General features: G+C 49.4%; 11 protein-coding genes. 8 read left to right on the plus strand and 3 right to left on the minus strand.

Features of this window, described 5'->3' with window-relative positions; translation table 11 throughout:
• Window positions 1-22 precede the first annotated feature (22 nt).
• The 6 genes from LJ738_RS16110 (at window position 23) to LJ738_RS16135 (ending at window position 9,587) form a co-directional block, all read left to right on the plus strand.
• A complete protein-coding gene (locus LJ738_RS16110; RefSeq protein WP_227787416.1) occupies window positions 23-3,082 on the plus strand; it encodes a hypothetical protein in 3,060 nt (1,019 codons plus the stop codon).
• 3 nt (window positions 3,083-3,085) lie between these two features.
• Entirely contained in the window at window positions 3,086-4,189 is a 1,104-nt protein-coding gene (locus tag LJ738_RS16115) for a phosphoadenosine phosphosulfate reductase family protein (RefSeq protein ID WP_227787417.1), read from the plus strand.
• Window positions 4,190-4,192: 3 nt separating this feature from the next.
• The gene (locus tag LJ738_RS16120) at window positions 4,193-5,062 is read left to right on the plus strand and encodes a hypothetical protein (protein WP_227787418.1); all 870 of its coding nucleotides are present in this window, start codon (window positions 4,193-4,195) and stop codon (window positions 5,060-5,062) included.
• Window positions 5,063-5,129: 67 nt separating this feature from the next.
• Complete coding sequence (locus tag LJ738_RS16125; protein ID WP_227787419.1) at window positions 5,130-6,734, plus strand: DEAD/DEAH box helicase; 1,605 nt, start codon at window positions 5,130-5,132, stop codon at window positions 6,732-6,734.
• A 72-nt stretch (window positions 6,735-6,806) separates the two neighbouring features.
• Window positions 6,807-8,618 carry an ATP-binding protein gene (locus LJ738_RS16130; RefSeq protein ID WP_227787420.1) on the plus strand — a complete coding sequence of 604 codons (1,812 nt, stop codon included), beginning with the start codon at window positions 6,807-6,809 and terminating at the stop codon, window positions 8,616-8,618.
• A 9-nt stretch (window positions 8,619-8,627) separates the two neighbouring features.
• Window positions 8,628-9,587, plus strand: coding sequence for a phospholipase D family protein (locus LJ738_RS16135; RefSeq protein ID WP_227787421.1), 960 nt, complete (start codon window positions 8,628-8,630; stop codon window positions 9,585-9,587).
• Window positions 9,588-9,639: 52 nt separating this feature from the next.
• Here the strand turns inward: LJ738_RS16135 and LJ738_RS16140 are convergent, their stop codons facing one another.
• The 3 genes from LJ738_RS16140 to LJ738_RS16150 all read right to left on the minus strand — a co-directional run bounded on the left by LJ738_RS16140 (window position 9,640) and on the right by LJ738_RS16150 (window position 13,091).
• Complete coding sequence (locus LJ738_RS16140) at window positions 9,640-11,448, minus strand: DUF262 domain-containing protein (protein WP_227787422.1); 1,809 nt, start codon at window positions 11,446-11,448, stop codon at window positions 9,640-9,642.
• Window positions 11,449-11,921: 473 nt separating this feature from the next.
• Window positions 11,922-12,632: a recombinase family protein gene (locus LJ738_RS16145; RefSeq protein ID WP_317206807.1), complete on the minus strand. Its 711-nt coding sequence runs from the start codon at window positions 12,630-12,632 to the stop codon at window positions 11,922-11,924.
• A 117-nt stretch (window positions 12,633-12,749) separates the two neighbouring features.
• Complete coding sequence (locus LJ738_RS16150; protein ID WP_227787423.1) at window positions 12,750-13,091, minus strand: hypothetical protein; 342 nt, start codon at window positions 13,089-13,091, stop codon at window positions 12,750-12,752.
• A gap of 377 nt (window positions 13,092-13,468) precedes the next feature.
• Here LJ738_RS16150 and LJ738_RS16155 point away from each other — a divergent pair, with 377 nt between their 5' ends.
• Complete coding sequence (locus tag LJ738_RS16155; RefSeq protein WP_227787424.1) at window positions 13,469-14,380, plus strand: leucine-rich repeat domain-containing protein; 912 nt, start codon at window positions 13,469-13,471, stop codon at window positions 14,378-14,380.
• A gap of 189 nt (window positions 14,381-14,569) precedes the next feature.
• On the plus strand, window positions 14,570-15,262 hold the full coding sequence (locus LJ738_RS16160; protein ID WP_227787425.1) for a hypothetical protein: 693 nt from the start codon (window positions 14,570-14,572) through the stop codon (window positions 15,260-15,262).
• The last annotated feature ends 118 nt before the right edge of the window (window positions 15,263-15,380 follow it).

Consider the following 15,380-nt stretch of genomic DNA (forward strand, 5'->3'; position numbering starts at 1 on the left):
TGGCACCGGTAAGTCGGCTTTCTTGTGGGCGTTTCAGCAGACGCTGAGTAAGCAACACGCCTACTTTCCAACCAAAGTGGGCTTTAAGGGCGTCAAAGGGTTTCGGTTCGACCATTTTGTGGGGCAGTATGCTTCGCTGAAGCAAACCCTGGCGCAGCACTTTGTACCTGGCGCAAGTGCTGACACCCCAACAGCCACCATCATAGCAGCGCTGAATGACCAATACCAAGGCTTAGCTAAGGATAAAAAGGCGCTGGTGTTGGTGGTCGATGAGTTTGGCAAGTTTCTGGAATATGCCGCCAAGGAAAACCCGGAGGAAGAGCTGTACTTCATTCAGGAGCTAGCCGAGTACATTAACGACGCACGCAAGGACATTCTCCTGCTGACTACAGTTCACCAAGACGTGAGTGCCTATGCTATGGGGCTCACGCGCACCCAGCGCCAAGAATGGGAGAAAGTAAAGGGTCGATTGAAGGAGCTGACGTTCAACGAGCCCGTGGAGCAGTTGCTGTTTCTAGCAGCACAACAGCTAGGCGCTACCCCCTTCCCCACTGCTCCAGAAGCGGCGACTAACGCCCGGCTGTTTGAGGTAATTGCGAAGGCCAATGCCTTCCCTCTGCGGGACTACTTCACCCTGGAGGTGCAGCAACAGCTATGGCCAATGGACTTGCTATCGGCAGCGGTGCTGGTGCAAGCACTGCAGCGGTACGGGCAGAACGAGCGGTCCTTGTTCTCCTTCCTGCATTCTAATGACTACCTGGGCTTAGAGCAGCATGCTACTCTGGGTAGCTACTATGGCCTTAGCCGGGTGTATGACTACCTGAGCTTCCACTTTTACTCTTTGCTGACTTCACGGTATAACCCCCACTTTGCACAGTGGGCCATCATCCGGTCGACGCTCGACCAGCTCGAGAAATACTTCGCGGACCCAACTGAGCTGGACACAGCCAATCAGCTGGTGAAAACCATCGGGTTGCTGTCAATCTTTGCGCCGGCAGGCGCCGAAGTCAGCGGTGAGTTCCTCGATAGTTATGCCCAGCTCAGCCTAGGTACTTCGGCGGTGGCACCGGTGTTGCAAGTATTACGGCAGCAAAAGCTTATTCGCTTGGTGCCTCACAAGAATAGCTTCATTCTGTTTGAAGGTACCGACTTAGACATTGAGCTGGCCATTGATGAGGCGGGCAGCCTTGTGGAGCAGGTGACGGACGTGGCAACGCGCCTGCGAGAGTTTTTCACCTTCCCTTACATCGCGGCCAAGCAGATTTCGTTTGAGAAGGGTACGCCCCGCATTTTCGAAGTGCGCATGACGGATGACGTGCTGCTGGACGAACCCAAGGGTGAAGTTGACGGCTTTGTCAACTTGATTTTCTCGGATACGCTCACCCTGGACAAGCTGCGCCAAACGGTGGGCACCCGCCAAGATGCCGTGTTGTATGGCATCTACGGGCGCTCGGGAGAGATTAAGAAGCTCATCCGGGAGATTGACAAGGTGCGCAAGGTGCGCGACGAGAACATCAACGACAAAGTGGCCCGGCGCGAGCTGAACGGCATCCTAGACCACCAGGAGGCACTGCTGCGACATTACGTAATCGACAGTCTCTACGCGCAGGACGGAGCTATTAAGTGGTTCACTACTGGGCCAGCTCCGCTGACCTTCACTGGCCGAAGAGCATTCAACCGATGCCTATCCGCCATTGCAGCTCATGTGTACCCCAACACCCCTACTTACCGGAGTGAATTAGTCAACCGCACCAAGCTGTCATCGGCCATTGCCACGGCTCGCAAGAACTTCATGCGGACGCTGTTTGAGAACTGGCAGCTTCCGGACTTGGGGTTCCCGGCCAAGAACTTTCCTCCGGAGAAGACTATCTATCTATCTCTGCTTAAGGAAACGGGTATTCACCAAGTACTCAATGGCGAATACACACTTACCACTCCTACGGACCCTTCATTTCAAGCGCTGTGGCAGGAAGGAGAAGCGTTTTTGAAACGTTCGCAGGAAGCACCGCTGAAAATTTCGGAGCTGATGCAGGCGCTGTTGCGCAAGCCGCTGAAACTGAAGCAAGGGTTTGTGGACTTCTGGGTGCCGTTGTTTCTCTTCATGAAGCGCCACGAGTTTGCGCTGTACGGGGAACAGGGCAAGTACATTCCGGAGCTACGGCTGGAAGTAGTTGACTTGTTCAGCAAAAGCCCGACTCAATACACAGTGAAGGCCTTTGAATTGCTGCCTGAAAAGCTGGCCCTATTCAATGACTACCGTGAATTGCTGCAATTAGGACCGACCGAGCGGGTTTCAAATGCAGCCTTCATCGAGTCCATCAAGCCCTTCCTGACCTTCTACCGGCAACTGCCCGCGTACGCACAGCGGACCCGTAATCTGCCGGCCGTGACGCAACGGCTGCGCGAAAGCATTGCCACAGCCAGAGACCCAGAAGCGGCTTTCTTCGAGAAGTTTCCCGGAGCTCTAGGATTCAACTTGCCGGAGCTACAGCGCGACGCGGCGACGCGGGAGCGGTATGTGACTACCCTGCAAGAGCACATCACACGGCTGCGGCAGGCCTACCCTGCCCTGCTTGTGCGCCTAGACGAATTCATTAGCAGCCAGGTAGTGGGTAAGACAGTGGACTTTGACCATTACAAACGGCGGCTGCAGGAGCGTTTCAAAGGCTTGGAAAAACACCGCGTGCCAGCAGAACTGCGCGTGTTTCAGGACCGCATCATGTCCAAGCTTGATGACCGGGAATCGTGGCTCAACTCCATGGCGAACTGCATTCTCAACAAAAGTTTGACTAGTTTCGAAGATGCGGACGAGCGGACTTTCCAAGACCAGTTCCAGCAACGCATTTACGAACTAGACAACCTGTGTGAACTTGCGAAAGCCAATCCAAACGCTGAGGAGGAAGACATCTTCCGCTTAGGCATTTCGGCCTTTGGCAAGAAAGAGCAAACCCGCATTATTCGGCGCCCCAAACAACTTAGCGAAGGCGATGCTTTGGTAGAAAATGAGATTAGGGCCTTGCTAGGCTCCGACAAAGCCCGCAGCTTAGCCATCCTAGCCCGCCTATTACAAGAACAACTATAAGTGATGACTAAGCCCCTACGGCACGTACTCGGTATATCTGGAGGAAAGGACAGCGCCGCGTTGGCCATTTACCTGCGCCACAAGCACCCAGAGTTGCAACTTGAGTACTACTTCTGCGACACTGGCAAAGAGCTGCCTGAAACTTACACGCTCATCAGCAACCTTGAAAATTACCTAGGACAAAAAATCACGCGCTTAGAAGCTGCTGAAGAGAGTCCCGAGAATTCGTTCGACCACTTCGTTAAAGTGTACGGAGGCTATTTACCTTCGTCGAGTGCCCGCTGGTGCACTAAGAAGCTCAAGCTAGAGCCTTTCGAGAAGTTCGTGGGGAATGAGCCGGTGGTGTCGTACGTAGGCATCCGCGGCGATGAGGACCGAGAAGGCTATATATCGCGCAAAACGAACATTCAGTCCATCTTCCCCTTCCGCCGCAATATTTGGAGCGAGGACGTGGTGCAAAAGGTGCTGCAGGCCGATGGGCTGGTGCGGCTACGTGAGCTTTATGAGGAACTAAGCGAACCAGCGCAGCAGGCACGAGTCGTGACGCTAGCTGAAACGCCTTTATCTCGCAGCTTCACACAGACACAGAAGCTCAACGCGCTTTTAGATGCGGACACCCGCCTCTTTAACAAGGTGGTGTTTCAGATGCTACGTGACACCGGGTATCCTCTTTCGCAGGCGGAAGACTTCTCGCTGCTTAATAACGACGATAATCTGATTCGGGCAGACATTTTCAAACTGTTGCGCGAAAGTGGTGTCGGGGTACCAGCTTACTATGAGAAGATAACCTTTGAGGTAGACGGGCTGCAAGGCGAGTACGCTCGGAGCCGCTCCGGGTGTTTCTTCTGCTTCTTCCAACAGAAGATTGAGTGGGTATGGCTCTATGAGCAGCACCCCGACCTTTTCCAGCGGGCCCTAGCCTATGAGCGGGACGGCTATACGTGGATGGAAGAGTCGCTATCTGACCTTATAAAGCCAGCTAGGTTGCGGCAGATTAAGCTTGATGCAATTAAAAAGCAGAGCAAAGCAAAGGGACCATCGAGCATGTTCTTGCTTGACATTCTAGATGATGAGGAAGAGGTGGGATGTGCCTCCTGCTTCATTTAGAATATGAAATTAGAACGGAAAGACATCGAGTTTCCGCTCTGGCGGAAGAAAGTAGATGCCTCGGTGTTCAAAGACGCAATCACACCTATCCCCAAATTTTTGTGGAAGATGTGGTGCATTGAACAACTGTTTGAGACGCCTGAATTGCTAAAGGATGGCAAAGTTCCAGTGCGGGTCACCTATGGCAAAAAGTCGTTTGAAGGTGCCTACATCCGGCATGACCCTAGCAAGTCGATGTACCGTCTTTACTTTACCAAACCCCTTGGAGACGCACTAAAAGACGTCTTCGTGATGAGCTACATGCGTAGCATTGAGCAAGACTTACGCAAGTCAAAGGCCAAATACGAAGATGTAGACATAGAGGAAGAAATACCGTTTTGGGAATTCCTAGACATCGAATTTAATGTTGAGCAGCTTGAATTTAGGTTCAAAGCCTATTACACCCAGAAGCCAATTTATACGGAGCTTTTTCAAGAACTGATTAAGTCTCATATCTTGAAGCGTATCGATGATGACCTTCATGATAAAGACCAATTCCGCTTCACAAAGGGCGTTTGGAGAGGACGAGATGAATTAGGCAGTCAGGTAGAGGCTTTGAATGTCATCTACAATCTGATTGATACTAAGAATCGCAAAATCTATGTCGGAGAAGCGGAAAGCCTCACAAAAAGGCTAAAACAAGAGAAAGAGAGTATACACGATTGGGACTTTTATCGATTTGACACATTGCCCGAAGGGCTGTCCAAACGCCAACGCATTGCGATAGAGAGGCTAATCATTCGAATATTCGCTTCATTTTTTGAAAGCAGTAGTGATGTAAAATCAATGAATGTGTCGACTTTCATCTTAGCTAATAAGAAGATTGACGTCTAGGTATATTACCCTTTTAGCGCACGAAGGATAACAGCACACTTAAAGCACCTTAGAATATTGTAAACCAATGACTTTTGAGCAACTCCTGCTGCGTGCAGATGAAGATACCATTGGTGAATTACTTGGGAAGGAAGCTATCAAGCTCATTGGGATTTTAGCTGAATCGGCTTTTAGGCTTGGGGCCCTAAGGGACATTCTGCTTTCCCTTCATTCACCGGAGGAGCTGCTACTAAGTGCTCAATCTAGAGTTCTTCTCATAGATTTAATGCCAATTGCCGATGCTCACAGGCTTACGCAGGCACTTGACCTAAACGTTAAGGACGAATATGCGGGTTTGAAAGCTACCAAGTTTCCTAGAAACTCCTGGCGCGCCAATACTTTGCTTAACTTTTTTGGGCTCTTGCATCCCCAAGATGAAGAGCTAGATGCACCGCCTTCTACCAGAGAAAGCGCAGCTCAATATGCCCTATTTAAGCATCAAAGAATAGCGGCAAGAAAAACAACTGCTATCCTAGAGGAGAATGGTCGGGTGTTACTTCATATGCCCACAGGTTCTGGAAAAACCAGGACGGCTATGAATATAGCATGCGAACACCTACGAAGACATGAGCCAGGAATAGTAGTATGGTTCGCTTTTAGCGAAGAATTATGCGAGCAAGCGGCAAGCGAATTCGAAAAGTCGTGGACTTTCCTTGGTAACAGGACAGTCAATGTTCACCGGCTCTGGGGCAATGTGAGTCAGAGCTTAGAGGAAATACAAGATGGAATTGTGATAGCGGGCCTCGCAAAGCTGGGAAGGATGCTTGATAGTTCACCTACAGCACTTTCCTTATTAGGAAGTCGTACCACCTTACTTATTATGGATGAAGCTCATCAAGCGATAGCTCCTACGTATAGCTTACTGCTTGAAGCGTTTTACAATCTTAGAACAGACGGTCGCTTATTGGGTCTTTCGGCTACACCAGGCAGGACATGGAATGACGTAGATGATGACCAAAGGCTAGCTAACTTTTTCGGTGGTCGTAAGGTCACGCTCGAAGTAGAAGGATATGACAACCCGGTAAGGTACTTAATCGAGGAAGGGTACCTGGCAAGGGCGAAATTTGAACAATTGCACTACACTCCAGGAATTGAACTGAGCAATAATGATATCAAGATGCTCAGCGAAAAATTGGATGTACCGGAGAGCTTATTAGGTAAGCTAGCCTTAGACCAAGTCCGGAACTTAACTATCCTTAATAAGATAGAAGAAATGGTGCTTCGGCACGAACGCATCATTGTATTCGCCTCCAATGTTGCTCACGCGGAGCTTTTGGCAACGGTACTGAGAGCGCGCGGCATTCAAGGTAGTTCAGTAACTGGTAATACTTCTAGCTCAGCAAGGGCCCGCATCATTGCTGAGTTCAAAGATGATTCAATAGGGTCCAAAGTGTTGTGCAACTACGGTGTGTTAACAACCGGTTTCGATGCACCAAAGACTAGCGCTGCGATAATAGCACGTCCGACAAAGTCTCTAGTGCTTTACTCGCAAATGGTTGGTCGAGCTATTCGTGGAACAAGGGCTGGCGGCAATGATGAAGCCGAAATAGTCACTGTTGTTGATTTTAATCTACCTGGCTTTAATAGCATTGAAGATGCTTTTATCAACTGGGAGGACGTATGGACTAATTAATCTTGTACTTAAATACACTTACACCTTAATCCACTCACATAAAAATTTTCACATTAAAAACCCAAAAAGCAAATGCAAGCATCTTCTACCCAGGTTGATTTAGAATACGACATTGTTCCAACGCATCTAGCTGTGCGTGCCATGCGGGACAACGGCTACAAAAATACATCCTTTGCCGTAGCTGAACTCATTGACAACGCTATACAAGCTGGAGCAAAACAGGTGGAGCTTCTTTGTAAGGAGCGCACTGTGCAGCGAGGAGCCTCAAATGTGTCAAGTCTCGATTGCATCGCAGTGCTTGATAACGGATTGGGAATGACACCTGACGTCTTGAGGATGGCCCTACAATTCGGTAACGGCACTCGCCTAGACCCAACGCAACACACCGGCATAGGTCGTTTTGGCATGGGGTTACCGGCTTCCTCGATATCTCAGTGTAAGCGGGTTGATGTCTGGTCTTGGCAAGAAGGCGTTGCTTCAGCTTGGCACACTTTCCTGGACTTAGACGACATCCTAAATACTGGGCAAAAGTCAGTTCCTGAACCCGTTCAGGCAAAAATCCCTGCTCTGTGGGGAAAAGTAGGCAAGTCATTTGGCGAGTCAGGCACACTCATCGTTTGGTCGAAGGTAGACCGGTGCATGTGGCGCACGGCGAGCGGACTAATCAAAAATTCTGAGTTATTGATTGGCCGCGTTTATCGCAAGTTCTTGGACGAGAACAAAGTGAGAATCAGAATGACCGAATTCAATGAGGGAAACATCAGCGGGAGCATGAAGGAGAAGTGGGCTAAGCCTAATGACCCGTTATATCTTATGCCCGAGACCTCATGCCCTACTCCTTGGAATAATACTTCCATGTTCGAGCAATGGGGAACGGATGTAGTCTTTAAAATAAATTTTAATGGCGAGGAGCATCCAGTTACTTTAAGATATTCACTCGCAAAAAAGGAAGCCCGTGAAAAAGACAACAGCGGAAGTGAGGGCTATGGGCAGCACGCAAAGAAAAATGTAGGCATTTCCATAGTTAGGGCTGGCAGGGAGCTTGATTTGGACCAAGGACTCATCAACGCTTATGACCCCAGGGAACGGTGGTGGGGCGCTGAGATAGACTTCCCCCCTGCGCTTGATGAATTGTTTGGTGTTTCCAATAACAAACAGTCGGCTCGTAACCTCTCTGACCTTTTCTCGCAGGACCTAGAGACGCTGCTTGATGGTGAAACACTGCAAACTGTCAAGGAACGAATGAAACAAGAAGATGACCCTAAAGGGCCGTTACTTGATATAGTACAGCAGGTTCGGGCGACGCTAAATGTGTTGAGAGGCCTTATAAAACAGCAAGCTGCAGGCAAGCGAGGAAAGAAACGACACGAAACATCTACCGCAGAAACTACGGCTACACAAAAAACCAAACAACGTCAGGAACAAGGCTACACTGGCAAGTCTGATGCGGATGAGGGTATGCCCGACAGCGAGAAGAAGAAGGAGCTTACAGCCATCCTCACAAATGAAGGAATTTCAACTCAGGATGCTACTCAAATGGTAGCACATACTGTTTCAAATGGCTTGAAGTACCTGTTCGCACATTCATCTAGTGACTCGTCTGCCTTCTTCTCAGTAAAGCCTAAGGCTGGTGTTATCACTATTCTACTAAATTCTGACCACCCGGTTTACGATAAACTGGTTGACATTCTAGAGAAGGAAGTTGAAGAGGTTGACGTGGCTACGCTACAAGAGCGATTGACAAATGCATTGGAAGGACTTAAGCTTCTGCTCTCTGCTTGGGCACGTTATGAAGATGAGCTTGAAGGGCCAAGAAAAGCAGCCGCTCAGGATGCTAGAGGAGATTGGGGTAAAATTGCTAGAGACTTTCTTGCCACAGAATAGTATTTAATTATGCATCTTTTACTAGGGGAGCAACTTGAATCACTTTGCAAAAATGCTATTGACGAAGTTTTGCTTGTTGCTCCCTTTGTAAAAGGGCACATATTGCAACGATTACTAGGTTGTATAGAGCCCAAAGTAGCGGTTCGTATCGTGACACGGTGGAACCCACTTGAAATTCAGGCTGGAGTATCCGACTTAGGTGTGTGGCCCCTTATTGACGGCCGAGAAAACAGCTCGCTGTACCTGTGCTCTCATCTTCATGCGAAGTACTTCAGGGCGGATAAAACCTGCTTGATAGGCTCAGCGAATCTCACTGGCCGAGCACTTGGGTGGAGCAAACAGGCTAATCTGGAATTGTTAGTAAAGCTAAATTCACAATCCTCAGGATTACCTGACTTCGAAGAGGCAGTAATTCTCAATTCTGCTTTAGTTGATGAATCCGTCTATCAGAAGACGAAAGATGCTGTCAATTCTTTGCCAGAAAACTTCATGCTGTTTTCCACCGAGGGCTCAAAGTATGATGAGGCTGGTGACCAAGAAGGCGCAAGCAGCCTAAAAGTATTTCTTCCTACTGAGTGGCTACCTGTTACTCGTTTCCCTGATGTGCTATTCAAAGCATATAGTGGCGACATTAGTAATCTTTCTCAGGCCAGTAAAGAAATGGCAAGCTTAGATTTGGCCTTCTTAGGAATTCCCCCGGGGCTCCCCCTAGTTCCCTTTAAGCACTGTGTGGGCGCATTACTCTTGCAGAGCCCAATAATTGCCCGAGTCGACGAATTCTTGATATCACCGCAGCGCTTTGGCGCCGTCACGGCTCTCTTGAAATCGCTGCCGTGTAGCCTTAACTCTGACTTTGATGCTAATCACTCTTGGCAGACCCTGATTAGGTGGTTCTTATTTTTCTTGCCAGGCCGGTACTCACAAATCAATTCAGAATATTCGGAAGTGTTTATTCGAACAAATACTTAATAAAAAAGCTGAGCCTTATAAGGCTCAGCTTTTTTATTAAGTATTATATGTTTTATATATTAAACACGGCACAAGCCATGTCATTAAGCTCATTGGCTCTCGCCATCACCTCTGCCGCGCTCCACTGTGCTTTCTGGGCGATTTCCTTATTCATAGTTACGGAAGAGGCTGCAAAAATTTGCTTTTTAGATGCAAAGTTTCCATTGCCTCCTTTTCCATTGTCAGCTTGACCCATAAACGTCAGGTTTCCAAGTCTATTCTTTAGAGGCTCTAAATTCAAATCTTTGCCTGCCGGAGGAGCATTCCTAGGATAAATATGCTCAATGGTGCTTCCCGTGAAATCGTAATTTCGCGTCTTGTCTTTGCAAATCGGGCCGCCATGTTTACCATCCGTATACCAGCGCCTGTAGTGTTCCAGGGTTATTAGGAAATATTTCAAGACCTGGTTTGTTCCTCCTGGTTTGTATTCCAAATCATTAAGTAATGTCTTAAATGTATCATCTGACACTGCAGTTACCTGCAACGCATGCAATTGACTCTCAAGACTAGCGACTGAATAAGCCGCGGGATTATTTCTAATACTTTTTGAGTGCGAGTATATTATGCTATTGAGCGGCCCAATTTCTTTATTGCCAATCGTTTTAAATCTAAACATAAAGCGCTCAAGCACTTGTACGACATCCGAGAATTTCTTATATTCTAGCTCAATAGCTGATAACAGCAAAGGTATCACAACTGTAACATGTAATACATTCACAAGTAAGTTCAACCTATTTTCGTCCCAATCTACAATTGGGCTCTTGCTAGGAAATGGCCATTCACCAGCATCCAATTTCCTACAAAAAACGACATTCCTATTTATCTCTTGCGTAGACCTTACTAAACCATTAGCAGATGCAGCGCTCGTTATGGGCGCAGAGGCGCCATAAAACACATGCATAAAATCATCAACAAAATTATTTGTATCGGCTCTTTTGCCTTGCTTAGAAATATAGAGCCATTTCAAAAACTTTTCGGTAGTTGCTGGGTCATCAGCGAGAATTTGGTCCCACAAGCTTTCAACAGAGTCCTGCTGACTTGGATACTTCTCCAGAATTTCTAGCACTCTTGCCCTTAAAAGTTCACCATCAGTTAAACTTTTCCCTCTATCATTAAGGACACGGAATAGAGTATAAGCTTCTAGTTCATTATATGTTACAATATGCAGTAGTGATAAGTCTTCGCTGATTAATGCATCAAATATTTCCAACTGTTCAAGTTTTCCTTTAATATCTGCTGCGTCTACAAGATTAGCAACAGCCTGTACAATTGTCGCATAAGCAAACTTCAAGCGTCGATGAGAGTCTCTGCTTGGTGACGGGTTATGCCCTCTAATTAAATCCTTAAAAAATTGTCTATCCGCTTTGGACAAAACAAGGACATCTACCTTGTGAAAAGCTCCCTTTTTCTTTTGGTTGAACTCAACAAACCGCTTTTCCAGTGTACTGACTTGTTCTTTAATGAAGCTTACAGTTTCATTATTTCCTGCTTTTGAAGCCTCTTCTTCTAATTCTTCGTAAATTTTTATAGTAGCAACCATTAACAATACAAAAGTTGCCATCCGCTGCTGCCCGTCCACTAACTCATACAGCTTTTGCCCCGCCACGCCCGCAATAGTGTGCTCAACGCTGACTATACCCCCAAAAAAATGATTTATAGGTTCTGATGATTGACGTTTCTTGAAGCACTTGGTTATGTCATTGATAAAATCCTCAATCTCCGATTTTTCCCAAGCATATCCTCTTTGGTACTTCGGGACCGCATACATCGGATTCTGTCCGAAAAACACTCCAACCGTGTCATGGGTTGGGTCTACTTTCATTAAGTGTTGCTGGGTACTTGTGCTAGGCATCTCGGTTTGGGTAGAGTTAAAATCACAGGTTACATTAGTACATTAACAACTTAAAATTGTCAGTTTTTATATTTAAGTTGTTATCGCACCCAATTATAGGGTATTCTCTACCGCAAACCTATTTCAGCAGGGGGTTTAGTATATCTGTACTACTGACACTATTCAGTAATGCTGTGCCGTATGTTGCCCAGGACCGTGTTGTGTATTGTAGGTTCTTACGGGGCTGCGGCGGGAGATAACCAATTTAAACGACCCGGCCCCACTGCCGCTCCCAGCAAATTTTGTAAAATGGGTTTGATCTTTTAATTTGCTTGCTCAAAGCGCATTACGCTGCACTTTACAGGGCTTGCACTGGTTCCGTCCAGACCGCTACCGTTTGCAAAAAAGGCCATTTCCACATCGGAAATGGCCTTTTTTATTGCCCAAATAAAAAAGGGTGGCAGTCAGACATCAATTTGTGATGTACTTGGCCACCGTGCTGGGTGAAATCTTTGTGCCCGGGCGATGTAGCCATTCGAATTGCCCTCCCCTTTTAGAGCGAGCGTCTGCTCGACGACAGCCACGGTTTTGGTCGGGGCCTCCAGCTTGATGCCAGCGGCCTTCTTCTTAGCGAGCAAGGCTTTTGTGTTTTCCAAAATCTTTATCAGGTCCTGGGCCGCGATGGTGGCCAGCACCGAGACAATGATGTCACCGAACGGCCCGAGGCTGTCGAGGTAGGGCTCGGTGAACGATTTATAATTCACCCCATGGTCGCGCAGTTCCTTCAGATACTTCAGCGTAGGCAACGCGCCCTCCCGACTGAAACGGTCCAGGCGCCAGAACGCGACTAGGTCGAACTTCTTCTGATACGCCTCGAGCAGTTGCTGCTTGAATTCGGTGCAGTCGGACTTGCTGCCCGACACTTCCTCGGTGAATACTTTATAGCATGGTGCCGTGCTTCTCTGCGAAGTCGCGCAGCTGGTGCGCCTGGTTCTCCGGGTCCTGGCCTTTGTCGCGGGTCGACACCCAGGCGTAGATGGCGACTCACATAGGTCCACAGGTATTCCCGCGTTAAACCTCCCGAGTACTACCTCACGTTCTGCATTGCCAATTGCAATGACTTTTCTCAGAATATCATCCGGAGTGCCCGGATTCTGGTCTCGCAACATTTTCATTAGCAACGCTTCATCATTTGATGCATGCCCATCTACGACATACCACAATGAGTTTTGCAACGCCGCAGCCAGTCGACGGTTACTAAAAATTGATTTTAATGACCTTCCATGAGCAGTTTACATGCTGCTGTCTCTCACCGCAGCAAGCGCTTTTTGGCGACTCTCTGCTAGCTCTGCCTCCAGTTCAAGAATTTTATCATTCTTTTCCTGGCCCTCGGGCAACAGGTTAATCTCATCGCGTTTGGGTTGTGCCGTCACGGCCAGTGTAGCATCAACAGCCGCTACCTGAGCCTCCACTACGACTTTGGCTCCAAAGGCCTCGACGTTGCGCACATTACTTATTAAGGTTTTAATCTCCTTCCCAAAACGCAAAAGGAACCATCCCCCAAGCACTAAGATGATGGGCGGCCAAGAGAGAAACACCTTCAGGTATTCCAGTACCGCCTTGGAAGTTATCACACAATCACAGTCCATAGAATTGATGCCTTAAAAAGTGAGCTGACAAAGCTAATCGTATGATGCTGCCCATGAACCCTCATATCGGTGAAATGTAGGCTTGAACACCCTCGAATAAAGGGTGTAAAAAAACGGCCCGGAAAACCTGCGTTTCCTGGCCGTTTGGGCACTACTAAAAACCCTCCAGAATACGAGCATTTTTTGGAGACCCACTAGTTTACGAAACTCATCTCCCTCGTGCGTTTCTTAAACTTTGAATGCTGAACGAGTTTCTTAAACTCCGCCAGTGCTGCAGCGGCCTGTTGGCCGCCTTTTGCCAAGCTGCTGGAGTAGTTTAAGAAATAGAGCGTTATCATTGAAGTCGCTTTCCTGCAACTTGCGTGAATACCCAATTGCTCAAGTCACTTTTCACGCCAGAGATGATTTTTTACGACTACGAGACCACTACCGGGTTCAAGTTCCATCACCTGGATGTCGAGGGAGAATTTCTCTATGTCGAATCGAACAAGCTCCCGCAAACCCTTGAATTTATCCGTGCGCACGGCCCCATTCGGCTGACCTTGAACGCGCAACGGGGCTTCGCCCTGCCCGACCTGCGCTTCCTGCAGGGCATTGAGCACCTGATTGAAGGGCTGGCGATTGTGGGGGGCGGCCTGGACCTGCAAGGGTTGGAGCAATGCGTCAACCTGAAGTACTTGCAACTGGACGATGACCGGGCTCAACCCCTTGATTTCGGTCGGTTTCCGCACTTACGCCACCTCCGTTTGGACTGGAAACCGCACTACAGCCAAACAACCTTCCCCGACAGCCTGACGGCCGTGCATTTGTGGGGGTATCGTCCCCAAACTGGTTTTAACGAAACCTCCTTGCACAACCTGCGGAACGTTACCACCCTGTCCTTGGTCCAAGCCGCCGGCCAGGATTTGTCGTTGCTCCAGCATTGCGGGCCGTTAACCCGTCTGGGCGTGGCCTACGGCCGGTCCTTGACCGACATCAGCGCCCTGGCCCGGCACGCGGGCACCCTGCAACGAGTGGACTTGGACAAGTGCCGGAAAATCAGCGACTTTTCTGTCTTGGCTCAGCTCACTAAACTGCAGTGGCTCAACGTATGCGATTGCGGGGCCATTCCCAGCGTCTCCTTTGTGCAGCACCTGCCCGAATTGCGCCACTTGGTGTTCCTCGGGACAACGGTCAACGACGGAAATCTGTCGTTTCTGCAAGGCATTGAGTACGTTCGCTTCAACAACAAGCCGCACTACTCCTTGAAAGTAAAGCACTTTGAGGAAGGGTAAGGAACAGCGGCAGGTTGATTTGGTGTAGTGCTCAATACTCTATTTGCCTCACGTATTTGAGTTCAGCCAAACGGTCCCAATAGCAAGAGGGTCGACCTAGCGGCAGCAAGCGCACCCTACGCCCCGCCTCGTACTTTCGGGACGGGCTGCTCTTCCCAGCCCGGGCCAAAGATGCGCGACAGGTTACGAATGAAGCATGGTACGTGCCTAGGCAGTCTGTGCCTGCTCTTGCTGCTCGCGCAGTGTCGCGAGAAAGAGGTCAACCCGGTGACCGTGCCCGTGGGCTTTCTGCCGGAGGCCACCATCGCCCCGAGTGCCCGCACCCTGCCGCGCGGCGATACGCTCTGGCTTGACCTCAACTTCTCCGACTCGCTACTTGACCGCCACAACGGGCGCCGCTACCGCGTCCGGCCCCAGGACGTGGCCTTGCAGTCGTACATCTCCATTCAGCGGTTGACGGGCGTCGGTAACCTGCCGGTCGGCATTGCCCCCTCGTTCCGATTCGTCGAGCGGGTGGGCCGCGCCGCCGCGCAAGGCACCACCACCGCCAGTCTCCAGCCCGTGTACGACGGCAGCCGCTACCGGGCGCGCATCGGCCTGGTTCCAACCCAGGCCGGGGTGACCGCCATTGTCGTCCGCTTGGTGCCGACCGACAGCCGGGGCGAGGGTCGCTTTCTGCCCTTCATTCAGCTGCCGCCCGATGCCGAGGGCCGCGAACAGAAGGCCGTGCTCGGTCTTTCGTTCTATGACATCAACGGGGGCAAGGCCAACAACTTCGACCTGTTCGCCCAGCACACCCGCGCCTTCGCCACCGACCCCGGGGCCGGACCCGAGACCATCCTTTACGAGCAGCACAGCACGTTCACCGTGGAGGTGAAATAAGGCGGCAGTCCCGGGCGCTTCTTGGTAGCCCGTTCAGCAAAACGGTCGTGGCTGTTGCAGAAGTCATGTCCTGCATGGTGCTGCCCTTCGTAGCAGAAGGATGCAAGGCAAGAAGTTG

This window comes from Hymenobacter plasmatis (assembly GCF_020711255.1).
Taxonomy (GTDB): Bacteria; Bacteroidota; Bacteroidia; order Cytophagales; family Hymenobacteraceae; genus Hymenobacter.

Bases quoted from the DNA above. Each gene is read 5' to 3' on its own strand.
- LJ738_RS16125 (WP_227787419.1), top strand. From the start codon at position 5,130: ATGACTTTTGAGCAACTCCTGCTGCGTGCAGATGAAGATACCATTGGT.
- LJ738_RS16145 (WP_317206807.1), bottom strand. From the start codon at position 12,632: ATGAAAATGTTGCGAGACCAGAATCCGGGCACTCCGGATGATATTCTG.
- LJ738_RS16130 (WP_227787420.1), top strand. From the start codon at position 6,807: ATGCAAGCATCTTCTACCCAGGTTGATTTAGAATACGACATTGTTCCA.
- LJ738_RS16115 (WP_227787417.1), top strand. From the start codon at position 3,086: ATGACTAAGCCCCTACGGCACGTACTCGGTATATCTGGAGGAAAGGAC.
- LJ738_RS16160 (WP_227787425.1), top strand. From the start codon at position 14,570: ATGAAGCATGGTACGTGCCTAGGCAGTCTGTGCCTGCTCTTGCTGCTC.
- LJ738_RS16135 (WP_227787421.1), top strand. From the start codon at position 8,628: ATGCATCTTTTACTAGGGGAGCAACTTGAATCACTTTGCAAAAATGCT.
- LJ738_RS16120 (WP_227787418.1), top strand. From the start codon at position 4,193: ATGAAATTAGAACGGAAAGACATCGAGTTTCCGCTCTGGCGGAAGAAA.
- LJ738_RS16140 (WP_227787422.1), bottom strand. From the start codon at position 11,448: ATGAAAGTAGACCCAACCCATGACACGGTTGGAGTGTTTTTCGGACAG.